This is a genomic window from Nocardia sp. NPDC052112 (assembly GCF_040680135.1).
Taxonomy (GTDB): Bacteria; Actinomycetota; Actinomycetes; order Mycobacteriales; family Mycobacteriaceae; genus Nocardia.
Genome location: NZ_JBFAWD010000019.1, coordinates 67,273 through 92,587, shown reverse-complemented (window position 1 = coordinate 92,587; position 25,315 = coordinate 67,273). Strand labels below are relative to the sequence as shown.

19 protein-coding genes and 1 pseudogene are annotated in these 25,315 nt (G+C 66.3%); 9 read left to right on the top strand and 11 right to left on the bottom strand.

Annotated features, from left to right (window positions below):
- Nucleotides 1-10: 10 nt before the first annotated feature.
- A complete protein-coding gene (locus tag AB0L58_RS30995; protein WP_364392154.1) occupies nt 11-871 on the bottom strand; it encodes a polysaccharide deacetylase family protein in 861 nt (286 codons plus the stop codon).
- A gap of 57 nt (nt 872-928) precedes the next feature.
- On the opposite strand from AB0L58_RS30995, the gene AB0L58_RS30990 reads away from it, so the two are divergent.
- Both AB0L58_RS30990 and AB0L58_RS30985 read left to right on the top strand, forming a co-directional pair.
- A complete protein-coding gene (locus tag AB0L58_RS30990; RefSeq protein WP_364392152.1) occupies nt 929-1,297 on the top strand; it encodes a MerR family transcriptional regulator in 369 nt (122 codons plus the stop codon).
- 56 nt (nt 1,298-1,353) lie between these two features.
- The gene (locus AB0L58_RS30985) at nt 1,354-2,121 is read left to right on the top strand and encodes an SDR family NAD(P)-dependent oxidoreductase (RefSeq protein ID WP_364392150.1); all 768 of its coding nucleotides are present in this window, start codon (nt 1,354-1,356) and stop codon (nt 2,119-2,121) included.
- Here the strand turns inward: AB0L58_RS30985 and AB0L58_RS30980 are convergent, their stop codons facing one another.
- Complete coding sequence (locus AB0L58_RS30980; protein WP_364392149.1) at nt 2,122-2,769, bottom strand: methyltransferase domain-containing protein; 648 nt, start codon at nt 2,767-2,769, stop codon at nt 2,122-2,124.
- Between the two features lie 176 nt (nt 2,770-2,945).
- Here AB0L58_RS30980 and AB0L58_RS30975 point away from each other — a divergent pair, with 176 nt between their 5' ends.
- The gene (locus AB0L58_RS30975; RefSeq protein ID WP_364392148.1) at nt 2,946-4,361 is read left to right on the top strand and encodes a hypothetical protein; all 1,416 of its coding nucleotides are present in this window, start codon (nt 2,946-2,948) and stop codon (nt 4,359-4,361) included.
- On the opposite strand, the gene AB0L58_RS30970 is transcribed toward AB0L58_RS30975, so the two are convergent.
- Nucleotides 4,354-4,986 carry a TetR/AcrR family transcriptional regulator gene (locus AB0L58_RS30970; RefSeq protein ID WP_364392145.1) on the bottom strand — a complete coding sequence of 211 codons (633 nt, stop codon included), beginning with the start codon at nt 4,984-4,986 and terminating at the stop codon, nt 4,354-4,356. The two genes, AB0L58_RS30975 and AB0L58_RS30970, sit on opposite strands and share 8 nt — an antisense overlap.
- 88 nt (nt 4,987-5,074) lie before the next feature.
- On the opposite strand from AB0L58_RS30970, the gene AB0L58_RS30965 reads away from it, so the two are divergent.
- Complete coding sequence (locus tag AB0L58_RS30965; RefSeq protein WP_364392142.1) at nt 5,075-7,240, top strand: MMPL family transporter; 2,166 nt, start codon at nt 5,075-5,077, stop codon at nt 7,238-7,240.
- A 726-nt stretch (nt 7,241-7,966) separates the two neighbouring features.
- Here the strand turns inward: AB0L58_RS30965 and AB0L58_RS30960 are convergent.
- Nucleotides 7,967-9,013: a stage II sporulation protein M gene (locus tag AB0L58_RS30960; RefSeq protein WP_364392140.1), complete on the bottom strand. Its 1,047-nt coding sequence runs from the start codon at nt 9,011-9,013 to the stop codon at nt 7,967-7,969.
- A gap of 41 nt (nt 9,014-9,054) precedes the next feature.
- Here AB0L58_RS30960 and AB0L58_RS30955 point away from each other — a divergent pair, with 41 nt between their 5' ends.
- Together AB0L58_RS30955 and AB0L58_RS30950 are read left to right on the top strand one after the other, a co-directional pair.
- The gene (locus AB0L58_RS30955; RefSeq protein ID WP_364392138.1) at nt 9,055-9,861 is read left to right on the top strand and encodes an RDD family protein; all 807 of its coding nucleotides are present in this window, start codon (nt 9,055-9,057) and stop codon (nt 9,859-9,861) included.
- A 57-nt stretch (nt 9,862-9,918) separates the two neighbouring features.
- A complete protein-coding gene (locus tag AB0L58_RS30950; protein WP_364392136.1) occupies nt 9,919-10,191 on the top strand; it encodes a hypothetical protein in 273 nt (90 codons plus the stop codon).
- Here the strand turns inward: AB0L58_RS30950 and AB0L58_RS30945 are convergent.
- The 5 genes from AB0L58_RS30945 to AB0L58_RS30925 form a co-directional block, all read right to left on the bottom strand.
- Complete coding sequence (locus AB0L58_RS30945; protein ID WP_364392133.1) at nt 10,184-11,479, bottom strand: DUF58 domain-containing protein; 1,296 nt, start codon at nt 11,477-11,479, stop codon at nt 10,184-10,186. The genes AB0L58_RS30950 and AB0L58_RS30945 overlap by 8 nt on opposite strands.
- A gap of 3 nt (nt 11,480-11,482) precedes the next feature.
- On the bottom strand, nt 11,483-12,466 hold the full coding sequence (locus tag AB0L58_RS30940) for a MoxR family ATPase (protein WP_364392130.1): 984 nt from the start codon (nt 12,464-12,466) through the stop codon (nt 11,483-11,485).
- Complete coding sequence (locus AB0L58_RS30935) at nt 12,463-13,518, bottom strand: DUF4129 domain-containing protein (protein WP_364392127.1); 1,056 nt, start codon at nt 13,516-13,518, stop codon at nt 12,463-12,465. Before AB0L58_RS30935 ends, AB0L58_RS30940 begins: the two co-directional genes overlap by 4 nt.
- Entirely contained in the window at nt 13,515-14,387 is an 873-nt protein-coding gene (locus tag AB0L58_RS30930; RefSeq protein ID WP_364392124.1) for a hypothetical protein, read from the bottom strand. The genes AB0L58_RS30935 and AB0L58_RS30930 overlap by 4 nt, the downstream gene beginning before the upstream one ends.
- A gap of 63 nt (nt 14,388-14,450) precedes the next feature.
- A complete protein-coding gene (locus tag AB0L58_RS30925; RefSeq protein ID WP_364392122.1) occupies nt 14,451-14,996 on the bottom strand; it encodes a TetR/AcrR family transcriptional regulator in 546 nt (181 codons plus the stop codon).
- Nucleotides 14,997-15,084: 88 nt separating this feature from the next.
- Between AB0L58_RS30925 and AB0L58_RS30920 the strand changes: the two genes are divergently transcribed.
- Entirely contained in the window at nt 15,085-16,614 is a 1,530-nt protein-coding gene (locus AB0L58_RS30920; protein WP_364392323.1) for an MFS transporter, read from the top strand.
- A gap of 407 nt (nt 16,615-17,021) precedes the next feature.
- On the opposite strand, the pseudogene AB0L58_RS30915 reads toward AB0L58_RS30920, so the two are convergent.
- Nucleotides 17,022-17,132, bottom strand: a pseudogene (locus tag AB0L58_RS30915) (hypothetical protein); the annotation flags it as partial.
- A gap of 131 nt (nt 17,133-17,263) precedes the next feature.
- Entirely contained in the window at nt 17,264-19,030 is a 1,767-nt protein-coding gene (locus tag AB0L58_RS30910) for a DUF4407 domain-containing protein (RefSeq protein WP_364392120.1), read from the bottom strand.
- A gap of 313 nt (nt 19,031-19,343) precedes the next feature.
- On the opposite strand from AB0L58_RS30910, the gene aroQ reads away from it, so the two are divergent.
- Nucleotides 19,344-19,880 carry a gamma subclass chorismate mutase AroQ gene (gene aroQ / locus AB0L58_RS30905; RefSeq protein ID WP_364392118.1) on the top strand — a complete coding sequence of 179 codons (537 nt, stop codon included), beginning with the start codon at nt 19,344-19,346 and terminating at the stop codon, nt 19,878-19,880.
- Nucleotides 19,881-20,646: 766 nt separating this feature from the next.
- The gene (gltB, locus tag AB0L58_RS30900; protein WP_364392116.1) at nt 20,647-25,299 is read left to right on the top strand and encodes a glutamate synthase large subunit; all 4,653 of its coding nucleotides are present in this window, start codon (nt 20,647-20,649) and stop codon (nt 25,297-25,299) included.
- Nucleotides 25,300-25,315 lie beyond the last annotated feature (16 nt).

The following is a 25,315-nucleotide window of genomic DNA, read 5'->3' as shown; positions in this document are numbered from 1 at the left end:
CAATAGCCGTTCACGCAGCGGCGGCACCGTAATGGCCGGCGATCTCGTCACTGGTGGTGCGCCATACGCCCGGGTGGTTCGCCACATACTCCAAGGCCTGTTCCAGATATTTGATGCGGAACGCCTGCCCGATGACGAAGGGGTGCAGCGCGAGGGCCAGCACGCGGCCGTTGTCGGCCGACTCGTCGTAGAGCCGGTCCAGCTGGTCCTTGACGATCTGCACGAAATCCGCACCGCGCAAACCGGTTCCGAGGAACAGGCTGTTGTCGTTGAGCTCGACCGAATACGGAACGCTCAGCAGCCCTGGCACATTGAGCCGATATGGCTGATCGTCATTGGTCCAGTCCAGGACGTAGTCGAGGCCGAGTTCGGCCAACAGTTCCGGAGTGTGGAAGGTCTCGGTGAGCGCGGGACCCATCCAGCCGCGCGGGCGGCGGCCGGTCGCGTGCTCGATGGTTTCGACGACCTCGGTGAGGTAGGCGCGTTCGTCGTCGATCGACATATCGGCCTGGAAGATCGAATTGTTCTTGCCGTGCGCCAACCAGGCCCAGTTCCGCTCCCGCCCGGCGGCGATGATCTGTGGATTATGCTGTGCGACATCGGAGTTGAGCAGGGCGCTGGCGCGGATGCCGAACTTGTCCAGCGCCTGTATGACCCGCCAGACGCCCACCCGAGGACCGTAATCACGCCAGCCGTAGTTGAGCGGATCCGGGGTGAGCGCGGCCGTGCCGGGGAAGATGCTGGTCGAGGGCCGGTCCACCTGGTAGTGCTCGATATTGAGCCCGACATAGAACGCGACGCGGGCATCGTCGGGCCAGCGAATCGGTGCGCGGTCGACGATCGGGCGGTAGTCGAAGAGTGCGTTGTCCATGTCGCCTATGCTCGAACCATCACATACATGTGAAGGTCAACTGCGAGGTGGCGTGCGATGCGGATCGGAGAACTGTCGAAGCGCACCGGCACCTCGCGGCGGCTGCTGCGCTACTACGAAGAACAAGGCCTCATCGCCGCCGACCGCTGCGCCAACGGCTATCGCAGTTACGACGACCGCTTCGTCGACCGAGTGCTACAGATCCGCGGCCTACTCGACGCCGGCCTGCCGACCCGCATCATCAAACAGATCCTGCCCTGCCTGGACAAACCGCGCACCATCTACTTCCCGGACGCGACGCCGGAAATGCTGGCCACCCTGGAGCGGGAACGCGACCGCATGTCCGACCGCATCCGCTGCCTGTCCCGCAACCGCGACGCCATTGCCGAATACCTCGAGGCGGTCCGCGTGAATGCCGTCTCCTGACCTCGGTTCCGCGAGAACCTGTTGACTCCCAATGAGAACCTGTTCTAATTTTTGGCATGCGTAGATTTGACGGCCGCCGCGTATTGGTCACCGGAGCAGGATCGGGTATCGGGCAGGGGATCGCCTTGCGGCTGCTCGATGAGGGGGCGACATTGGTTGCCGCCGATATCGACGCGGCCGCCCTGGAGACCACCGCGGCGAAGGCAGGCGATGCGGCCGAGCGGCTGCGCACGGTCCCGGTGAATATCGCCGATATCGAGTCGGTGCGCACCGCGACGGGCGAGGCGGTCGAATTCCTCGGCGGTCTGGATGTGCTGGTGAACGCGGCGGGCATTCTGCGGCCCGCGCGCACCGAGGAGATGCCGCTCGAGGTGTGGAACCAGGTGATCGGGGTCAATCTCACCGGGACCTTCCTGATGACCCAGAGTGCATTGCCCGCACTGCTGGAGTCCGGCCACGGCGTCGTGGTGAATCTCTCCTCGACCGCGGCCTTCAGCGCGGCGCCCTATCTGGCGTCGTATGCGGCGTCGAAGGGCGGGGTGAATGCCTTCACCCACGCGATCGCGCTGGAGTACGCCAAGCAGGGGTTGCGCGCGGTGAATATCGTGCCCGCGGGCATCACCAGTGGGATCACCACCAAATCCATCCTCGATCAGCCGAAGGACTTCGATCCGAAACTCTTCTCGCGCCTGACCGGTTGGCTCAACGGCGGTGCGCTCGGCAGTCCGGAGGATATCGCCGGTGTGGTCGCCATGGTCGCCTCTGATGACGGTCGCTACATGACCGGCTGTGAGATCCGCGTCGACGGCGGCGCCCTGATGTAGTCAGGCGGGTCGGGCGACGAGTAGGTGATGCGGAATCGGCGGATCGGGCAGTTGCCGATGGTCGACGGTGCAGCCCGCGTCTTCCAGTGCGGCGATTATCTCGGCCACCGGTCGCAGCGTGAAACCGTATGCGGTGAACGGCATTTCAGCCATCGCGTCCGGATCGCCGATACCGATGACGAGGCGGCCACCGGGACGGACGACGCGCACGAGTTCGGCACAGGCGGCGGCCAGATCCGGCACGAAATAGACGGTATTGACGGTGATGGCGGCATCGAGAGCGGCATCGGCCAGCGGCAGTTCGGTCATCGGGCCCTGCGCGAGTCGCATTCGGCCCGTATCGATTTCCGCGGCGAACTTCGACTTCGCCCCGGCCAACATGTCCGGCGAGATCTCGAAACCGTGCACCGTCCCGTTCGTGCCGACCCGCTCGAGAAGCATCGAAAGCCCTGCGCCACCGCCGAATCCGATATCCGCGACCGTCGCACCCGCGCCGATCCCGGCCGCATCGACCGCGCCCGCGATGGCACGTTTGTTACCGCGATTGAGAATGAAGGCGACGCCCTTGCCGAGCGTTCCGTGGGGTTTGCCGAGTTGACCGGCAATCGTGGACAGCACGCGAGTCCGGATTCCGTTCACAGCGGTCATAGTATCGACCGACATTCCGAATCGGATACGCCAAGACCGACCAGACGGACAGCTGATTTCGTATGAACATGGGCAACTCGTCGGGTACGTCCAGAACTCGACCCACACGCAACCGCCGGTCCGCGACGGCACCGGTGTGGCTCTCGATGAGAGGCAAAAGGCGCGGGGCGGCTCCGATGCGGTCACCGCTGGTACTCCTTGCCGCCACCGTCCTGGCGCTCGCGCCGATCGGTACCGGCGAGGCGGCGGGATCGTGGGGTCCGCTGGCACCGTCCAATCCGTACCTGGGTCCGCTCGGCACCGCGACGATGCACGGTGACGCCGGATCGTCGGATGCGACACCGCTGGCCGGGCCCGGCGCCGGCGGGATTTCGGTGGCCGGGTACCCGTTGGCATCGGCATGTCCGACGCTGCTGCAGGGGTCGGACAACCTGGTCGTCGCGCTGTGCACGCCCGTCATCGGCCAGACCCCGACCATCCATCTGCTCGACCCGTCGTTCGCCGGTCCGGTCGGCACATCGCTGGCCTCGTTGGAGATCGCCAAGGGCAGCCTGCTCGGCGGTGTCTACGCCTATCTCGACAATGCCGACCGCTTGGTCGTCGTGGACGGCGACCGCACGCTGCTGCGCGTCGGCCATGCGCGTGACGCGGCGGGCACATGGCGGCTGTCGGTCGATGCGTCCACCGATCTCAGCTCGGTGATTCCAGCCGGGGACAATGTGACCGGGCTGGTGCCGGACTGGTCCGGCAATGTCTGGTTCGCGACCGGCAAGAGTGTCGTCGGGCTGGTAACGCCCGCGGGTGCTGCGGCCACGATCGCACTGCCCTCGGGTGAGTCGGTGGCCAACAGCATCTCGTCGGCACCGAGCGGACGGGTCGCGGTGGCAACGACGCACGCGCTCTATGAGTTGCACGCAGACTCCGCCGGGCGGCCGGAGGTGCTGTGGCGCGCGGCCTACGATCGCGGATCCGCGCGCAAGCCCGGCCAACTCAGCTGGGGTACCGGCTCCACCCCGACCTACTTCGGGCCGAGTTCCGGCGCGGAATATCTGACCATCGTCGACAATGCGGACGGACAGGTCAACGCGCTGGTATTCCGTTCCGGCACCGGACAATTGGTGTGCTCACAACCGGTGCTCACCCACGGTGGTGCGGGCAGCGAGAATTCGCCGATCGGCATCGGCCGGTCGCTGTTCGTCGCCAGCACCTACGGCTACCCGTATCCCACGGTCCCCGAGGGCGCAGGCCCGGCCGTTCCGGCCACCGCACCATTCGTCGGCGGTATGACCAGGGTCGATGTCGACGACACCGGTTGCCGCACGGTGTGGGAGAACACCATCCGCAGCGCGGCCGTTCCGCATCTGTCCGCTGCCGACGGCACCATCTACACCGTGACGCGCGTCGGACTCGACATCACGACCCCGCTCGACGGCTACGCGTTCACCGTCGTGAATCCCGATACCGGCGCGGTGATTTCGAACAGGCCGCTGGCGGGAACCGTCGTCGACGATCCGCTGCAGATGTCACCGCTGATCACGCACGATCGCAAGATCCTGCAGGGCACGATCACCGGAATGCTGCGCGTCAGCTGAAATCGGGGGCATTCGGGCCGGTTGCCAAACCCCGCTCGACGACCGCTAGGGCGCGGTGAATCGCCTTATCCCGCGCGGCATCGTCGAGGTCGTCGAGTACGCCATCGATGATCAGTGCGGCCATGCCGTGCACGGTTGACCAGGCGGCGTACTCGGCATCCGGCCGGTCCGCGGGATCGAGGAAGCCGACGTCGACGAGTTCGTCCAGAACTCTGGCCAGCAGATCGAAGGCGGGCGACGGCGCGTGTTCGCCGCAGAAGGCGGTGCGGAACAGGCCGGGTTCGCGCATCGCGAAGCTGATGTAGCCGCGGCCCACCGCGCCGAGCCGGGTGATCGCATCCGCCTGCGGCGCCAGGCTCGCCATCGTCTCGGCCATCGCGCCGAACAGGGTGTGCTGGGCCTGTTCCTGCGCCGCGTTCAGCAGCTCCTCGTGATTTGTGAAGTGCCGGTAGGCCGCGGTCGGCGTGACGCCGACCTGCCGGGCGGCCGCGCGCACGGTCACCGCGTCCGGCCCACCGGTCTCGGCGAGTTCGGCGGCCGCGCGCACCAGGGCATTGCGCAGGTCGCCGTGGTGATACGGGCCGACGCGGGTGGAGCGCTTCGTTGCTGTTTCCGAATCCGTCATCACATCGATGTTGACACCCACACACATCGCATGGCAAGTTAACACCCATAAAGTTTACGCACGACAACATGTCCGATCGGAGACCGATATGTTCGAAAGACTCGGCAGCTTCGTTGTCCACCGCGCCCGCTGGATCCTGGTCGTCGGCGTGCTCGCCCTCATCGCGGGTGGTGTGGTCGGCGTGACCGCCTTCGGCAAGATGCAGCCCGGTGGCCAGCAGGATCCCGATGCCCAATCCAGTGCCGCGGTAACCCGATTGGCCGATGAGTTCGGCACCGATACCGACTACGTCTTCCTGGTCGAAGCGAAGCAGGAAACCGTCGACAGCGCCGCGGTCGCCGCCATCGGCCGCGACCTGGTCCGGCGGCTCGCGGCCGACCAGCGTCTGACCAATGTCGTCTCGTATTGGGATACCGGATCACCGGCCATGCGCTCAGCGGACGGGACCGCGGCCGTCGTCCTGGCAGGCAATGTCGACAAGGATGCCACCGATAAGGAGAAGTCCGCCGCCTCGATCGTCGAGGCCTACCGCGCCGACGGGCCGGTCGCGCAGATCGAGGTCGGCGGCGGCACCGCGATCTTCCACTCGATCACCAAGCAGATCGGTCAGGATCTCGGCCTCGCGGAAGCCGTTGCGGTACCGCTGATTCTGGCGCTGCTGGTGTTGGCCTTCGGCAATGTGGTCGCCGCACTGCTCACCCTCGTAGTCGGCGGGATCGCCATCCTCGGCACCTTCACCGAACTCTCGATCCTCGGGTCCGTGACCGATGTGTCGATCTACGCGGTGAATCTGACCACCGGACTCGGGCTCGGGCTCGCGGTGGACTACGGGCTGCTGATGGTGAGTCGCTTCCGCGAACGCCGTGCGACCGGAGCCGAACCCGACGATGCGGTGATCGCGGCCGTATCGACGGCCGGGCGCACCATCGCATTCAGTGCGGCCACCGTCGTGGCGGCCCTGTCCGCGCTGGTCATCTTCCCGCAGTACTTCCTGAGGTCCTTCGCCTACGGCGGTATCGGCGTCGTCGCCATCTCCGCCATTGCCGCGGTGGTCGTATTGCCCGCGTTGCTCGCCGTGCTCGGCGTGCGAGCCGATGCGTGGCGTGTGCCCGGTGTCCGCGGGATCCGCGGTGACGCAACACCGTTCTGGGCCGGAGTGGCCGGATTCGCCATGCGCCGACCGCTGCTGGCGGGTGCGCCGGTGGTGGCGGTGCTGCTGCTCGCCGCCGCGCCGCTGTTGCATGTGCAGTTCGGTACGCCCGACGATCGGGTGCTGCCGACGAGCACCGAGGTACGTCAGGTCGGTGACGCGATGCGGGACGATTTCGGGGGCGGCGATGTCAACGCGCTGTCGGTGATCACCGAAACCGGTGTTGCCGCAGCGCCGCTCGCGGACTACGCGCGCACGCTGTCCCTGGTCGCGCATATCACCCAGGTCGAATCGAGTGCGGGCACTTTTGTGCGCGGCGAGCTGACGGCGAGCACGCCCGCCGATGCCCGGTTCGCCCGACCGGATGCGCAGCGCCTGACCGTTCTCACCGATCTGGACCGCAATTCCTCCGCCGCCCGCGATCTGGTCGATCGAGTGCGTGACGTTCCCGGTCCGGGCGGGGCGAATGCGCTGGTCGGTGGGCAGGTCGCCGAACTGCGCGACAGCCTCGCATCGATCGGTGCGAAACTCCCGATCGCCATCGGGTGGATCGTGGTCACGACCTTCGCCCTGCTGTTCCTGTTCACCGGCAGCATCGTGCAGCCGCTGCGCGCACTGCTGTCGAATGTGTTGAGTCTGGCCGCCACGCTCGGGCTGATGGTGTTCATCTTCCAGCAGGGGCATCTGTCCGGGCTGATCGGATTCACCCCTGCGCCACTGGATGTTTCGATGTTGCTGCTGTTGTTCTGCATCACCTTCGGACTGTCGATGGATTACGAGGTCTTCGTGATCAGCCGGATCAAGGAACTGCACGATCGCGGCGCGTCCACAAAGGAAGCGGTGATCGAGGGACTGGCCCGCACCGGGCGCTTGGTGACCACTGCGGCGGCGCTGATTTCGATCAGCTTCTTGGCCTTCACCAGCAGTGACGTCCGGTTTATCCAGTTCTTCGGACTCGGCGCGGGCCTGGCCATTCTGATCGACGCGACGCTGGTGCGCGGCGTGCTGGTGCCGGTGGCGATGCGACTGCTCGGTCGGGCCGCCTGGTACGCACCGAAGCCGTTGCGGGTGGCGCACGGGCGGCTCGGTCTGGCCGAAGCCTGAGATGTAGGTCACGCGGCCTCGCATTGGGTAGTGCGGGGCCGCGTTCTGCTGTCGCACTGTCGTTTTCGCCTGATTCGGCGAGGTCGAGCGAACAAGGTGGCGGAGATCACAGAGATCGTTATGGTTGCGGTTGTGGTGCTGACCGCGGTCCGATTCGGGACTCCGGCGCTCGTGTTTCCGCAGCTGGTTAATCATGATCTTGACCGGATGTAAGTCCACCTTGGACCGTTACGGCTGGGTGTCGATCACGTTTATAACGCGGTAAACCAACCTAAAGTTTCTTTTACCTTATCCAACTGTCAGCAACACCAATTCTCGTGCGGCTATCACCCAGGTCCGAACGGGATTCTGGGACCATTGAGGGGTCTACGTTAGCAATTCAGCTAATCGCTCGAAGAATGTTTGTTACCGACCGGTGGTTTCTCGATTGTGATCTGGGATCGTGTGCCGAAGGGTGGTTCCGCGGTCCGCTGTTCCCCGCTGGAATCGCCGCCAAAAGTTTGCTGGACGACTGGAAAATGATGTGTCCACATGGGTTTGCTGGGGCGCTGCTTTATACGCTTGACCTCGGCGGGGAGGGTTGCATCGGAATAACGATTGTGTAGAGTTGACGGTAACGCTGGCCGCAGCTGAGCTGGACTCGCTGCGGCCAGCGGAACTCAATTGGGGGACTTCGGAACTCGTTCGTTACGTAGCGTTGCTACCGATTGCCCGGACCCATTTCACTCACCGTGTGCTCGGCGTTGTCTGCCAGCGTTGAGCGGGATCCTCCTGCGCGGAATCCTCCTCAGCGCCACCGAATCCCAACGCCGCCGCGACTCGCGCGTCCTGCTCTAGTGCGGCCCGGCGACCCACCACGAACACATAGCCGAGAAACAACGCCTCCGCGACGAATCCGATGCCGACCTTCACCGGCACCGGCAACGAGCTCGGCGTCACGAAACCCTCCAGCAGCCCGCAGACCAGCAGCACCGCGACCAGACCGAGCGCGACCGTCGCGGTGGCCCGGCCCTGGCGCGCCACCGCCTCCAGTCGACTCGACCGGCCCGGATCGATCAGCGTCCAGCCCAGCTTCAGCCCCACCCCACCCGCCACGAAGACCGCGGTCAGCTCGAGCGTGCCGTGCGGCAGGATGAATCCGAAAAACGAGTCGAGCCGGCCGGCATCGGCCATCAACCCACCGGTCACCGCAGTATTGAGCGCGTTTCCGAACAGCAGGTACACCGCGGGCAGGATCAGCACACCCGTGAACAGCACCATCGCGGTCACCCAGGCGTTATTGGTCCATACCTGCGCGGCGAACGCGTCGTGCGGATGTTCGGAGTAGTAGGTCTCGAATTCACCACCGGGTGCGGTGAGCCAGTCGTTGTGATCGGAGATGCCGAACAGATCGCGCGCCGAACCGGATCCGGCGATCCAGACCGCAAGACCGGTGGAGACGATGATGAAGACCGCCGCCACCGCGACCCACCACGGCCACGTCCGATACAGCGTTGCCGGGAAGCGGTGTGTGAAGAACCGGCCGACTTGGCTCCACGCATCGCCCTTGGTGCCGAGCACCCGGCCGCGCGCCTTGGTCAGCAGCGCGCCGAGTCCGGCGATGAGTTCCGGATCCGGACTGTGCGATTGCAGCCGCGCCAACTGCTGTGAGGTGCGCCGGTACAGCGCGACCAGTTCGTCGGCCTCCGCGCCGCTGAGCTTGCGCCGCCCGGCCAGATAGGCCAGTCGATCCCATGCCCCCCGCTGTGCGTAGCTGTACGCATCTATGTCCATTGGTTGCCTCCCATACCGCCGGTCGGAAGAATGCTATCGACATGGCTGAATTCACCACCGGCGAAGCGGTCGCACTCGAGCTGCCGATCGCGCGGATCCCGACCAGGGCCACCGCGTTCCTCCTGGACGTGCTGGTGCAATTCCTGCTGGGCAGCCTGCTGATGCTCGGACTCAGCGTGGTGCTGCTCTACTTCCGCGCGGACTCCGCGTGGTACAGCGCGGCAGTGATCACCATGATCGTCGGGACGCTGGTCGGCTATCCGGTGGTCTGCGAAACCCTGATGCGCGGACGAACCGTCGGCAAGCTCGCGCTCGGACTGCGGGTGGTGCGCGGCGACGGCGGGCCGATCGATTTCCGTCACGCCCTGACTCGCGGTCTGGCGGGTGTCATCGTCGACTTCTGGATGTTGGGCGCATTCGGTGCGGTCGGGGTGCTCACCTCGATGTGCTCGCCGAATGCGCGCCGGGTCGGCGATGTGCTCGCGGGCACGGTGGTAGTGCACGGTCAGCGCCGCGTGCCCTTCCCGCTCCTTGCCGTCGCCCCGCCCTGGTTGGTCGCCTGGTCCGGACAGTTGGACCTGTCCGGTATCACCGAGGATCTCGCACTCGCGGTGCGCCAGTACCTGTCTCGCATCAACACCCTTACCCCCGCCGCCCAGGCGAACCTCGGTCACACATTGCTCATCGCTGTCTGTGACCGCCTGCAGATCCCGGTCCCGGCGGGCTACCCACCCGTCCAGATCCTCGGCGCGGTTATCGCCGAACGCCAACGCCGCACTCTCGCTCCGATCATTACCCCGATGGTGATGGCCGGTCCGCGCCCGATGCCGATCGCCCGCACGAGCTGAGCCTCGTCGAAACTTCCTCGGCAACACAGTCATTCATCCGTGACTCGAGCTAGACTGATGTCGACGCAGGATCGCTGCGTTCGGGGGACATCGACCGGCTGGCGGTCGAAGAGCGAAAAAAAGTATGCTTTGGTCGGCTTTGCACCCTGGCTTGTTGTTGTACTGGTTCTGATCGCCCTCTTGTGGGCAGGGTTCGTGGCAATTGTGCTGCTCGCCAAGGTCTTATCCGCACCGGATCGGGAGATAGCGATCCGGATTCGGATGATGCCTTGGCCCAGAATCGATATCGATGCCAAGGCATCATCCTCGCCAACCGGGCAGGTCACATAGTGCCGGACTGCTTGAGCTCGAGGTATTCGTCGGCCAGTGCTTCAGGGAGGCGCTCCGGGGATGCCGCGACGACGGCAATGCCCATGCGGCGCAGGGATTCCTGGACCAGGGCGCGTTCGGCGATCAAGGATTCGGCGGCGGCGGCCGGGTAGAGGTCGGCGAGGGTTTCGCGTTTGGTGGCGGCCGCGGCGACATCGGGATCGGTGACCGAGACGATCAGGACGCGGTGGCGTTGGGCGAGCGTCGGCAGGACCGGTAGCAGATTCTCTTCGACGGCAGCCCCATCCAGACTGGTGAACCAGACCACCAGGCTGCGGCGGCGGGCGCGTTGGATGGCGGCGCGCACCAGGCCCGCGCTGTCGGTGTCGACGAGTGCGGGGGTGACACCCGCCATGGCGTGCATGAGTTTCAGTTGCAGGCGGCGGCCACCGACACCGCGGATTTCGGTGCGCACCTGGCGGTCGTAGGCGAGTAGATCCACCGAATCACCTGCGGCGGCGGCCAATCCGCCGAGCAGGAGGGCGGCCTCGATACTCGCGTCCAGACGGGTGCCCGTGCCAACGCGGCCCGCGCTGATACGGCCGGTGTCGAGCACCATCAGCATGTGCCGATTGCGCTCCGGACGCCAGGTGCGTACCAGTACATCGGTGGCGCGGGCAGTGGCACGCCAGTCGATGGCCCGCACATCATCACCCGCGACATATTCGCGGAAGGAATCGAATTCGGTGCCCTGGCCGCGCATATTCGCGACATTGCGGCCCTCGAGATGCTGCAGCCGTTTGACTTTCGAACGCAGCAGCCGTTCGCTACGGAATTCGGGCAGCGCACGGATCCGCGCGGGCACGGTGTGGCGGCTCTGCCATCCGGCCATGCCGAGCAGGCCGAACAATCGCACCGTCACCGGACCGGCGACTCGATCCCCGCGATAGGTCGGGGTCAGTGCGGTGGGTACGCGCAGGCGGGTGTTGGGTGGCAGATCAATTCGGCGGGTGCGGGTTTCGGCGCGGGCACTGCCGGGCCAGTCGTCCCATAACCGCCCGCGCACGGTCCTGGTGCCGTTGTTCACCACGCCGAGTTCCACCTCGGCGCTGCGTCCGAGCCGGACTACGGTCAACGAATCCCTGGTCAGCGCGAGGTCGCGCGCCCGCGCCACCGTGCCGAGATCGAAAAGCACCAGGGCGGCAAGCACACTCGTCATGAGGACGACACCGAGCCACGATGGCATGACGAAGCAGACGAACAGCGCGAGCACCGCCGCCGTCAGCGCAAGCCGACCGGTAACGACCACGAGCTACACCGGAACCGGAACCGAAAGCAGCAGCGACGACATGACGCCTTCGGTCGTGACACCGTCCAACTCCGCCTCGGGCCGCAGATGTAGCCGATGCCGAAGTACCGCGACCGCAACGGATTTCACATCGTCCGGAGTCACGAATCCGCGGCCGTTCAGCCAGGCGAAGGCGCGCGAGGCCGCCATCAGCGCGGTCGCGCCGCGGGTGGACGCACCGTGTTGCACCGCGGGGGAGTTGCGGGTGGCCCGGCAGATATCCACCGTGTAGGCGAGCACCTCCGGACTGATGGCGACCCGGGTGATCGCCGCCCGCGCCGCGGCGATATGCGCCGGACCCGCGACCGGACGCAGACCGGCCGCGGTCAGATCGCGTGGATCGAAACCGCCCGCATGCCGCTGCAGAATGCGGAATTCGTCGTCGCGGCCGGGCAATTGGATATCGACCTTGAACAGGAATCGGTCCAGCTGCGCCTCCGGCAACGGATAAGTGCCCTCTTGTTCGATCGGATTCTGGGTCGCGACCACGACGAACGGATCCGGCAGCGGCCGCGGCTTGCCGTCCACCGAAACCTGCCGCTCCTCCATCGATTCCAGCAGCGCCGATTGGGTTTTCGGCGGCGTGCGGTTGATCTCGTCGGCGAGCAGCAGGTTGGTGAAGACCGGACCGTGCCGGAAGGTGAATTCGGTGGTATGCGGATCGTAGATTTGCGAACCGGTTACATCGCCCGGCATCAGGTCCGGGGTGAACTGGACCCGGGCATGCTCGAGATCGAGGGCCGTCGCGAGCGCCCGGACCAGCAGCGTCTTCGCCACGCCGGGAACGCCTTCCAGCAGCACATGGCCGCGGCAGAGCAGGGCCAACACCAGGTACATGATCGCGTTGTCGTTGCCGATCACCGCCTTGCCGATCTCGGCACGCAGCGCGGCGAATGCGGCGCCCGCCTCCTCGGCGGTCGGGGTGTGGTTGGTGTCCGTGCTGGTCATCCGACCTCCGCCTCTATCCAATCGAGTTGTGTGGCAACGAGTTGCAGGGTGCTCGCATCGGGTACCGGTCCGTACAGGGCGGCGCCGACCATGGCCGGATCGGCCCTGGTGCGGGCGGCGATGGTCGCGACAAGCCGGTCCGGCGTGACATCGGTGCCGACGCCGAGCATCGGGCGGATGCGGCGCAGGGTGGCGGCGCGCAGCCGGGCCGCGACATGTTCGTAATCCTTCGACCGTCGATAGAGCGCTGCCTGGCCGCCGAGCAGTTCGTTCGCGGCCACCTCCACCGGTCGCGGTTCACCGACGAGGGCACCGCGACGGCGCGCCCGCCACCACACCAGCACCGTCGCGGCGATGAGGAATTGCAGGCCGCCGAAGGCGACCGGTGCGGGCAGCCTGCCGAAGATGGAGTCCTCGCCCGCGCCGAAACCGGAGTCGTCGCGGTTGTCGTCCGGATGGTGCTCGGGTGGTTTGGGCGGCGGAATATCCGGCGGCGTCGGACTATGCGGCGCGGGCGCCGCGCACGAATTCAGCACCGCGTACAGCAGTACGACCAGCGCGATCGCGGCGAGCAGCGCGGCCCAGAATTTCGGGTTGCGCAGCAGATCGGGTAGCGGCGGAAGTTGCCGGCGGGTCTTGATCTTCTCGCTGATCGTCGCTTCGACCGGTTCCGGTGCGGGCGGTGGGGCGCTGCGCGAGTAGCGGTCGGCATATTCGAGGCGGCGGTATTCGTCCTCGGTCGCGCGGCGGCCGCCGTAGACGACCTCGTCGAAACTGTGTGCGGCCGGATGTAAATCGCTCGCATCCTCGAGCGGTAGTGCGGTGGTCGCATCGTCGGCGGTTTCCCGCGCGGTCCGCGAGCGCCGGACCTCCAGCATGCCGCGCTGTTCCAGGCCGCGCAGTACCGCGCGGAACCGCTCGCGTAGCGCGGTATCGAAATCCCGGTGCAGTGCGGCATCTTCGGCGGCGTCGCGGTGGGCGTCCGCGGGGCCGAGTCGTGGTGGCGGCGGGGCCGCGGGCTCGTTCGACGCGGGTTTGCCGAGGTCGGTCATCGTCTATCCGTCCCAGGGACCCGGATATCCAACCCCTCGCGCCGGCATCGGCGATCCACATACGAGACCACCCGCGTCGCCGACTCCACCACCTCACCGAAGGCGATGATCAACAGCGTGGACGCCGACAGCAGGACGATGACCTGCCAGCGATGGGTGCCGGTGAAATCCGAGAGGTACCACGGAATGCCGAGCAGTGGCACGGCGACGAGGACGACCAGTGCGCGGCAGGCGAACCATAATCCGGTTATCGACGACTGTGCGCCCTCGACGAGCAGTTTCGAGCGCGTGACCGCACCGGCGTGGGTGGTCCGTTCGACGAAGATCACCGGCACCGCGACGAACCGTCCGGCACGCAGATAGCCGAGCCAGATCAGCGCGAACGGATACGAGATGATCAGCAGGCTGCCGATGATCAACACGCCGATGCCGACCAGTGTGAACAGGACGTGGAATGCCAGCAGTGGCCCGGCGACGGCGCCCACTCGGCCCAGCGCGGTGCGCCAGCCGATCGGCGATCCGGCGACCGTCGCCAGTCCGAGCGCGACCGTCATTCCGCGTAGCAGGAACCTGAGCAGCCAGGCGGCGGCCGCCGTCGTGAGGATGGCCGCCGACGCGGTGCCCGCGTCGGAACCGTCGGTCAGCGCGGATATCCCGCCGGTGACCGCGATGACCAGCAGTTCGGCGAGGACGAGTCCGAGCGCGGTCGCGCCCGCCAGCACGACGACATTCGCCTGGATCAGCGCGAACGGCTCGTCGAGTAGTTCGCGGAAGCTCAGTGGGCGGATCGGCACCGTCGTTCCAGGGGAGGTTGGCACCGGATCGTTCCCCGCCCCGACGGCACCGGCCGGCTCGGCGGCTGGAAGCACGCCGCCGAGTCTAGCCGTCGGCGACCCGGCAGGCCGGGCGCAACATACGGATCGTGCGTCGGGTCATCGCTCGAGCAGCCGGGCTACGACCTTCCGATAGCGCGTCGGGTCGACCGGTGGGAGGCCGAGCAGTGCGCGCAGGTACACACCGTCGCCCACCAAGCGGATGATGTCGGCCCACACCGGGTCGTCGGTCTCCTTGTCCAGGCCGTCCGACCAGGTCTCCATCATGTCCGCCAGCGCCCGCTGTACCTCATCGGTTTGCGGGTCGGCGTTGCCGTCGACGGTGCGCATGGCCGCGACCATCGAACGGTAGAGCGCCAATTCGAGCGCGTCCGAGGCATTGTTCGGATTCGGGGTCTGTAGGTACCACTCGGCGACGGATGTGCCCTTGGCGACGGCGGCGCCGAGTTGCTGTTCGGCGCGTTCGCTCAGCCGACGCACGAGTCCGGCGAGCAGGGCGTCCTTGCTCTTGAAGTGGTACAGCAGGCCGCCCTTGGAAACACCGGCGGTCGCGGCGACATTCTCCAGGGTGACCTGGGACATGCCCTTTTCCAGCAGCAGGTTTTCGAGCGCGTCCAGGATCCGATCGCGGGTGTTTGCCGTCACTCCGGTCAGTATACCGGCTGGACGGTAAAGTCAATTTACTGTACCGTCTGGACGGTAAGGAAATCGAACTATGGAAGTCGGGAAGGCGATGACCACACAGATCGAGAAGCGCGCCGGACTCGTACCTCCGCGGGCCACGGCACGCGATTGGGCCGGTCTCGCGGTGCTCGCCTTGGCCCTGCTGCTGCTCTCCGTCGACGCGACCGTGCTAGACCTCGCGGTGCCCGCGATCAGCGCGGAACTGGCGCCGACCACGCCGCAGCTGCTCTGGATCATCGACGTGTATTCGTTCGTGCTGGCCGGGTTGCTCGTCGTCATGGGCAATCTGGGTGACCGGATCGGACGGCGCAGATTGCTGCTGATCGGTGCTGTCGGATTCGGTCTCGCCTCGGTGCTCGCCGCGTGGTCGGTCCATCCGGAGATGCTCATCGCCGCACGTGTGCTGCAGGGTGTTGCCGGTGCGACCCTGATGCCCGCGACGCTGGGTCTGATCCGGTCGATGTTCCTGGATCCGCGACAGCGCACCGTCGCCATTTCGGTCTGGGCCGCGATGGCCGGTGGCGGTGCGGCGGCCGGTCCGCTGCTCGGCGGCTGGCTGCTCGAGCATTACTGGTGGGGTTCGGTATTCCTGGTGAATCTGCCGGTCATGCTGGTACTGCTCGCGGTTGGACCGGTGCTCGTTCCGGAATCTCGTGATCCGAAGCCCGGTCGATTCGATCTGGCGAGTGCGGTGCTGTCCATACTGGCCCTGGTGCCGGTGGTGTATGCGGTCAAGGAGTGCGCGGCGCACGGTATGAGCGTGCGGCTCTTGGTGATCGGTGCGATCGGCGTGATCGCGGGTGTGCTGTTCGTGCGCAGACAGCGCGGTCTCACACATCCGATGCTCGATCTGAAGCTGTTCGCACTGCCCGGATTCCGCACCGCGGTGCTCACCAATCTGCTCGCGGTATTCGCGCTGGCCGGCGTGCTGTTCTCCGGTTCGCAGTATCTGCAGTTGGTGCTGGGGCATTCGCCGATGCGGGCCGGATTGCTCCTGCTGCCCGGTCTCGCGGCCAGCGTATTCGCCTCGTTGGCGGCGGCGTGGTTGGTTCGGGTATTGCGTCCCGCGGTGGTGCTCGGTGGTGCGCTGGTGCTTGCCGCGGTCGGTTCGGTGCTGTTCCTGTGGCTGAGCCCGGAGGCGGCGACCAGCACGGTGCCGTTCATTTTCGGGTTCCTATTCATCGGGGCCGGTGTCGGTGTGGCACTGACGGTTTCGTCCGACCTGGTGGTGAGTTCGGCTCCGGCCGCGCGGGCCGGTGCGGCCGCAGCGGTTTCGGAGACCGCCTACGAGGCCGGCATCGCACTGGGTGTCGCCATCCTCGGCAGTCTGACGATGGCGGTATTCCGCGGCGGGCTCGACCTTTCCCTGGTGCCGGGCGATCAGACCGGCGCGGCCTCGGAATCCCTCGGCGGTGCTACGGAATTCGCGCGTCGGCTACCGGAATCGGCGACGAATGGATTCCTGGCCTCGGCGCACGAGGCCTTCGTCTCCGGCGTTCACGTTGCCGCGATCGGTACGGCCATGGTGTTGCTGATCGCCGCGGTGGTCGCCTTCCGCCTGCGTACGACTCGTGTGTAAAGCGGTAGCCCGGTGGCGATTTCGCCCTGGCTCCGTATCCCGGAGCAGGGGTGAAGCCACATAGAAAACCGATCGGTATGAAATTCTTCCTCGGGCCGGGTACGCCGAGGTGCTGGTACTCGTCCTCGATAATGCTTCGGAACAGCGGCGATATCGTTCTCCGGAATTGATGTCCTATTCGGTACAGCTGTACGGTCCCGTACATGTGACCGGTATCGGATAACTGGTGCGGATACGGATATGCAGTACCGACGGGCTCGATCCGGTTGCGATCGTTCCGATCGGGTTGCTGTGACGCGGCCGCGTAGCCGGACGGACTCGTCGAGTTGCCGCTGTCGCGCTTCGGTCGGATCGGCGGTGGCGATGATGGATTCGGAGGTGAGTTGGAGTTGCGGATTGTTCTAGACGAGTTCGCAGCGGCGGACGGCCTCATCGACCGCATCGCCGATGACGGTGAATTCGTAGCGTCGGTGGGTGCCGACATCGCCCGCGACGACGCGGCCCGCGGCAACGCCGATGGCAGGTGAGATCGAAGGCCTCGGCGGTCAGCGGGTTTCGGATGCCGATGGAGACCCGAATTGTGCGGGCCGGGGCACGGATCCGCGGCGGCTGGTGCGCGATCGCCCGCGTCGTTTTGTGCGGTGTCGGGTCAGTGGGCGGGCGGCAGTTCGCGCGGGCCGCGGTGGTTGGGGAGTTCGAGGTGGGGGCGGGCCGAGAGTTCGTCGTGGCGCTCGACTCGGGGCAGACGGGATGCGGCGGTCGGCGGGAGGGCCGCATAGCGGGGGTCCTGGGTGTAGTCCGCGTCGACGACGGTGGACGCGACGTGCTGGGCGTGCCAGGACTCCGGGGTGCCGGGCAATTGGTAGCCGGGGTGCGGGGCCTGGGCCATGGACTGGGACGAGTCCTGGGAGTCGATGGTCACCTTGCGGGTGCGGCGCAGGGTGAAGGTGATCTCCTCGACCTCTTCGAATGCCTGGCGCGCGGTGCGCAGCGGGTGGGTGGCGGTGTCGATCGCATTGGCGACGAATGCGGGCACCAGCGGTCGGATGAAGCGGGCCGCGGTATCGGAGAACGGCACGGTGCCGATCAGCGGAAGTTCCAGACCGCCGCTCTTGGGGGCGGCGGGTGCGGCCGCGGCGGCGTGCGGCACCACCGCGCCCGCACCGCTGGTCGGTGCCAGCGCGCCGGTGCGCACGGTGGCCGGAAGGTTGGGTGTCACAGTGTCGTCTCGAGACACGGAGCTGTCCTCTCGGTCGCCAGCCGTTCCGGCTGGAAGTTCGCCACGTCGACCCGGTTCCGAAATACCGATTTCCACCCCGCCGATGGCGGCGATGATCCGGGTGCGCTGACGCTCCCGGTCGATTGCGGTATCGGCCTCGACGGCCAATCGGGCGGCGGTCAATTGCTGTTCGGCGCGCAGATTTTCGGCCTCGGCCCGCACCTCGGCGCGTTTCACCGCAATCGCGGCATCGGCGCCGCGTTCGGCGCGGTCCTGCACGGTGTGGAAGGCCAGTCGCCGATCGAGTGAGGTTTCGCCGCGCCACCACCGCAGGATCAGCGGCAGCAGCGCCAGCAGGACGAAGGTGCTGACGGTCAGCATTCGCAGCAGGAATGCGCCCGTGGTGCCGGTGGTGTAGTCGTTCATGGCCAGCCAGCGCGCGCCGAGGCCACGATCGGCATCGGCGAAGGCGACGGAACCGGCTGTGTCGACGGCCGTCTGGTCCGCGCTGACCCGCAGATCGAGCCCGGCCACCCGATCCTGCGCCGCGGCCAACTGCTTTCGCGCGTCGTCGAGCATCTCGTTGGCGGTCTGTGATTCGGGGCCGCGGCCAGGCACACCGGTGATCCTGGTCTGCGGACATTCCGGTGTCGGGTTGTATTCGCAGCGCGCGATCACCAGTGCGTGGTCGATATCGGCCTGCGCCTTGGCAACCGACTGATCCGATGCCGCGCGGTCGGCCTTCGCGCGGTCGAGTTCGGCGCGCGCGGTGACCACCGCGGGTGCGGAATCGACCGCACGCTGGGCTTTCTCATCGAGCAGCCGATCGATGGTGCCGCCGAAGAGCACCGTCGAGGCGAGTTCGGCGACCAGTATCCCGGTCACGATCGCGACGGCGGTGCGGCCGGCGAGGCCGCGGCGATCCGGACCACCGGCCGGTCGTGCGGTCGCCAAGGCACGCGCCACCGCACCGGCCAGCAGTGCGACGACCATCGCGACGAGCACGATCGCGAACAGCGCCATGCCATCGGCCGTCGCGAGTGCGAGCGCGCTGACCGTCCCGGCCACCGTCGCGAACAGCAGTACGACGGCGCCGCTCACGGCATAATCCGCTCGCTCGTGCGGGTAGTCGAGTTCTGTCCTCTGCTCACGCCCGAGACCTCCGCCGAGCCAGGTGAACAAGCCGGTGGCTGTCATGGGATCCCACATCCTCTACATCCCAGTCAGAGTGGCCGCCCGCTAGCGACTGCTTGCAGGTCGCTCGAAAAAGCCCGCCGAAACTGTCACAGACTCGTTGTCACAGCGTGACAGGCGCGGCCGCGACACACCGAGCACGGTGCCGGGGATGTGGCCAGGCTCACAGAATTCGGCATAGTCGCCGGACTTGTGTCCCCGCTCACCCTTAATCTGGCATGGATGAGCGGATCGGGACGAGCCAGCGGACGAGGTGTTGCGAGTGTTTTTCCGAGGCTCGGCAAGGGTTTTGGTGTGTATGGCGGCGGTCCTGTTGATGGCTGCCCCCGATAGCCGTGCGCAGCCACTCGACGCCGATCCGGCCTTGGATCGCATCGTCGCATTGGTGACCGAACGCCTGGATACCGCCGACGCCGTCGCCGCGGCCAAATGGGCGACGGCCGCGCAGAACGGCGGCCAGCCCTCGATCGACGATCCGGAACGGGAAGAACAGGTATACGACGCGATGGCGCGCCTCGGCGCCGACCGCGGACTTCCGGAAAGCTGGATCCACCGGGTGTTCTACGGGCAGATCGAGGCCAACAAGATCGTGCAGCGCGGCCTGGTCGTCCGCTGGCGCTTCGATCCGTCCGCGGCGCCGAGCACGCCTGCGGAGTTGACGACCGTGCGTCCGGTGATCGACCGGGTGAATGTGGAAATCGTCGACCAACTCGCACTGCGCCGCGCCGAGCTCACCGGGCCGAACTGTGCCGTGCGCTTGGCATCGCCTGTTTTCGGGGCGCTCGCCTCCGGCCGTGATGCGCTGCATCAGGCGGCGCTGGTCCGGGCTGCCGCCGCGCTGTGTGGCCCCTAGTTCGGCGCGTTGCGAGCCTCGAGTCTTGGGCACCGCGTGTCTCCGGGCGCAAATGTGTCGTAAACCACTCGAGTCGGATTGCTGGAAATGTGCTGAATCCCACATCGGGCAAAAGAGTCCGGACGGTCGGATCAGATCGTGTGCTTGTCACACCCCTATCGGAAATCTCTCATCCAGCCCGCTGGCCAGTTAGCCACCGTGAATCGTGTTTGCGTCGAGCGAAGCAGGGGAAATCCACTTCGATGCAGGTGAGCGCCGGTTCTCGGCTGCGCTGTGCGCCGCGCCGCGAGTCCTGGGCGCCCATTGTCGCTGGTTGGCACCCGGTGCCAAGGGGATCGATCGGACCGCGTTCGCTGCTTTACACTGGACGACGCGCACACGTGGAGGACCGATTGAAGAAGCCCAGCTAAACCCGGTTATTAGCACAACCTAAGTTGGTTGGGTCCCGGACCTGACTTATCGTTTGCTCTTACGCCGAACACAGAACGTTCGGCAATATCGCCTGCTCGGGCTCGGCGAAACCGGTGCCCAAGCGTAGCGGGCGAGCACCCATGCGGAGGTAAGGAACACGTAAGCGTTCCGTTACCGACGAGCACCCAAACGTCATCGCAGCGGGTGGACAACTGGAGACGTGACTGCACGAGAGAAGACCATCAGCGCGGCTGGTTTCGCAACGTACGGGCGCAGTCTTGACGGAGGCAATCGACGAAAGGCCCCTTTCCCATAGGCCGATTCATCGAGGGCCGACTTTCTTGAAGGCAGAGGCATGACGCAACTTCCTGGCCACAGGTCCCCCGGACCCATCGGGCTCTATGACCCGGCGAACGAGCACGACGCCTGCGGTGTCGCATTCGTCGTCGACATGCACGGCCGCCGCAGCCGCGACATCGTCGACAAGGCTATTACGGCTCTGTTGAACCTGGAGCACCGCGGTGCCGCGGGCGCCGAACCCAATAGTGGTGACGGCGCGGGCATCCTGATCCAGGTCCCGGACCGGTTCTTCCGCGCCGTGGTCGATTTCGAGTTGCCGCCGGAGGGCTCTTACGCCACCGGTATCGCCTTCCTGCCGCAGGCCCGCCGCGAGGCGACCAAGGCCGCCTACGGTCTGGAGCGCATTGTCGAATCCGAGGGCCTCGCCGTCCTCGGCTGGCGTGACGTGCCCACCGACGAGTCCACCCTCGGTGCCCTGGCTCGTGACGCCATGCCGACCTTCCGGCAGATCTTCATCGGCTCGCCGAAGGGTTCGGCGGAACCGCTGTCGGGCATGGACCTGGAGCGCCGGGCCTACGTTGTGCGCAAGCGCGTCGAGCACGAGCTGGGCAAGGCCGGTGCGGGCGAGGGCGCGGTCGGCAAGGAGTCGGTGTACTTCCCGAGCCTGTCCGGTCAGACCTTCGTCTACAAGGGCATGTTCACCACGCCGCAGCTGCGCGCGTTCTACCTGGACCTGCAGGACGGCCGGATGGAGTCCGCCCTCGGCATCGTGCACTCCCGGTTCTCCACCAACACGTTCCCGTCCTGGCCGCTGGCCCATCCGTTCCGCCGGGTCGCGCACAACGGTGAGATCAACACCGTCACCGGTAACGAGAACTGGATGCGCGCTCGCGAGGCGCTGCTGCGCTCGGATGTCTTCGGCATCGATGAGGCGGGCAACAACCGTCTGCAGAAGATCTTCCCCGTCTGTACCCCGGGGGCGAGCGATACCGCGCGCTTCGACGAGGTGCTGGAACTGCTGCATCTCGGCGGCCGCAGCTTGCCCCACGCGGTGCTGATGATGATTCCCGAGGCCTGGGAACGCAACGAGAACATGGACCCGCAGCGGCGGGCGTTCTACCGCTACCACTCGATGCTGATGGAGCCCTGGGACGGCCCGGCATCGGTGTGCTTCTCCGACGGCACCGTGGTCGGCGCCGTCCTCGACCGCAACGGTCTGCGCCCGAGCCGCATCTGGGTTACCGATGACGGTCTGGTCGTCATGGCCTCCGAGGTCGGTGTCCTCGACATCGATCCGGCCAAGGTGGTCAAGAAGGTCCGGCTGCAGCCGGGCCGCATGTTCCTGGTCGACACCTCGCAGGGCCGCATCGTCGGCGACGAGGAGCTCAAGAGCCAACTCGCCGCCGAGCACCCGTATCAGGAATGGCTCGACGCCGGTGTCACCAAGCTGGCCGATCTGCCCGACCGCCCCCATGTGCACATGTCGCACGACCGCGTGCTGATCCGGCAGCAGATCTTCGGATACACCAATGAAGAGCTGAATCTGCTGATCTCGCCGATGGCCAAGACCGGCGGTGAGGCGCTCGGCTCGATGGGCACCGACACCCCGATCGCGGTGCTTTCGGCGCGCCCCCGACTGCTCTTCGACTACTTCTCCCAGCTCTTCGCACAGGTGACCAATCCGCCGCTGGACGCGATCCGCGAAGAAGTGGTGACCAGCCTGCGCCGGGCCCTCGGCCCGGAGGCCGATCTGCTGCATCCGGGCCCGGAGTCCTGCCACCAGATCACAATTCCGCAGCCGATTCTGGACAACGACGAGCTGGCCAAGCTCATCCACATCAACGACGACGGCTCGCATCCGGAGCTGCGCTCGGTGGTCGTGCACGGTCTGTACCCGGTGAAGAAGGGTGGCAAGGGCCTGCGCAAGGCGCTCGAGGCCATCAACACCCAGGTCTCGGCCGCCATTGAGGGCGGCGCGCGGATCATCGTGCTGTCCGATCGCGAGTCCAATGAGAAGCTGGCGCCGATTCCGTCGCTGCTGCTGACCGCGTCGGTGCACCACCACCTGGTGCGCGAGCGCACCCGCACCATGGTCGGCCTGGTCGTCGAGGCCGGTGACGCCCGTGAGGTGCACCACATGGCCATGCTGGTCGGCTTCGGTGCGGCCGCGATCAATCCGTACATGGCCTTCGAGACCATCGAGGATCTGCTCGAGCGCGGCGGGCTCCAGATGCCCGGCAGCACCGGCGATCTGGCCGCCGACTACCGCAAGGCGGTCGCGAACTACAACAAGGCCGCGAGCAAGGGCGTGCTGAAGGTGATGTCCAAGATGGGCATCTCCACCATCGCCTCCTACACCGGCGCGCAGCTGTTCCAGGTCATCGGCCTGTCGCAGGATCTGGTGGACGAGTACTTCACCGGCCTGCGTTCGCATCTGGACGGCATCGGCCTGGACGAGATCGCGGCCGATGTAGCGGCCAGGCACACCGTCGCATTCCTGGAGAACCGCAACGAGCGCGCGCACCGCGAACTCGAGGTGGGCGGTGAATACCAGTGGCGGCGCGAGGGCGAGTACCACCTGTTCAACCCGGACACCGTCTTCAAGCTGCAGCACGCTACCCGCAGCGGTCAGTACTCGATCTTCAAGGAGTACACCAAGCTGGTCGACGATCAGTCCGAGCGGCTGGCCTCGCTGCGCGGCCTGTTCAAGTTCAAGACCGGTGAGCGCAAGCCGATTTCGATCGACGAGGTCGAACCGGCCAGCGCCATCGTCAAGCGGTTCTCCACCGGCGCGATGAGCTACGGCTCCATCTCCTCCGAGGCGCACGAAACCCTCGCGATCGCGATGAACCGGCTCGGCGGTCGTTCGAATTCCGGTGAGGGCGGCGAACATCCGGCCCGCTTCGAGGTCGAGGAGAACGGTGACTGGCGGCGTTCGGCGATCAAGCAGGTCGCCTCGGGTCGCTTCGGTGTCACCGCGCACTACCTGACCAACTGCACCGATATCCAGATCAAGATGGCCCAGGGCGCCAAGCCCGGTGAGGGCGGCCAGCTTCCGGCACACAAGGTGTACCCGTGGGTCGCCGAGGTGCGGCATTCGACGCCCGGTGTCGGCCTGATCTCGCCGCCGCCGCACCACGACATCTACTCGATCGAGGATCTGGCGCAGCTGATCCACGACCTGAAGAACGCGAACCCGCAGGCTCGGATTCACGTGAAACTTGTTGCGGAGCCCGGTGTCGGCACGGTTGCGGCTGGTGTGTCGAAGGCGCATGCGGATGTGGTGCTGATCTCCGGCCACGACGGTGGTACCGGTGCCTCGCCGCTGACCTCGCTGAAGCATGCGGGCGGTCCCTGGGAGCTCGGCCTGGCCGAAACTCAGCAGACGTTGCTGCTCAACGGACTTCGCGATCGCATTGTCGTGCAGGTCGACGGTCAGATGAAGACCGGCCGCGACGTGATGATCGCCGCGCTGCTCGGCGCCGAGGAATTCGGTTTCGCCACTGCGCCGCTGGTCGTCTCGGGCTGCATCATGATGCGGGTCTGTCACCTCGACACCTGCCCTGTCGGTGTCGCGACGCAGAACCCGGTGCTGCGTGAACGCTTCACCGGCAAGCCGGAATTCGTCGAGAACTTCATGCTGTTCGTCGCCGAAGAGGTCCGGGAACTGTTGGCGGAGTTGGGCTTCCGCACCCTGGACGAGGCCATCGGCCGGGTCGATATGCTCGATACCTCCAAGGCCAAGGCGCATTGGAAGGCCAGCAAGCTGGACCTGTCGCCGATTCTCGACGATGTCGAAACGGCCTTCATGCGCCAGGACCGATACCGCACCAAGACCCAGGACCACGGCCTGGACAAGGCGCTGGACGTGCAGCTGATCGCGCAGAGCGCCGATGCGCTCGAGCGCGGCCAGGCGGTGAAGTTCGAAACCAAGATCACGAACGTGAACCGCACCGTCGGCACCATGCTCGGCCATGAGGTGACCAAGCTCTACGGTGGCGCGGGCCTGCCCGATGACACCATCGACATCACCTTCACCGGCTCCGCGGGCAACAGCTTCGGCGCATTCGTGCCCGCAGGCATCACGCTGCGGGTGCAGGGTGACGCGAACGACTATGTGGGCAAGGGTCTTTCCGGCGGCCACCTGATCGTGCGTCCGTCGCTGAACGCACCGGCCGACTTCGTCGCGGAGCAGAACATCATCGCGGGCAACGTGATCCTGTTCGGCGCCACCAGCGGTCAGGCATTCATCAGCGGTGTGGTCGGCGAGCGGTTCGCCGTGCGCAACTCGGGCGCCACCGCGGTGACCGAGGGCGTCGGTGACCACGGCTGTGAGTACATGACCGGTGGTCGGGTGGTCATCCTCGGTGAGACCGGCCGCAACTTCGGCGCCGGCATGTCCGGCGGTGTCGCCTTCGTCTACAACCCGAACGGCACCTTCGAGGCAAAGCTCAACCCGGAGCAGGCCGACGCGGTCGAGCAGCTCGCCGGTGACGACTTCACCTGGCTGCGCGACATCATCACCCAGCACCGCGATCAGACCGGTTCGGCTGTCGCCGAACGCATTCTGAGCGACTGGTCCCAGCAGGTGAACCACTTCGTGAAGGTTATGCCGCGCGAATACAAGAAGGTTTTGCTCGCGATTTCCGAGGCCGAGAAGAACGGCACGGATGTCGACGAGGCGATTATGGAGGCGGCACGTGGCTGACCAGAAAGTTCTAAAG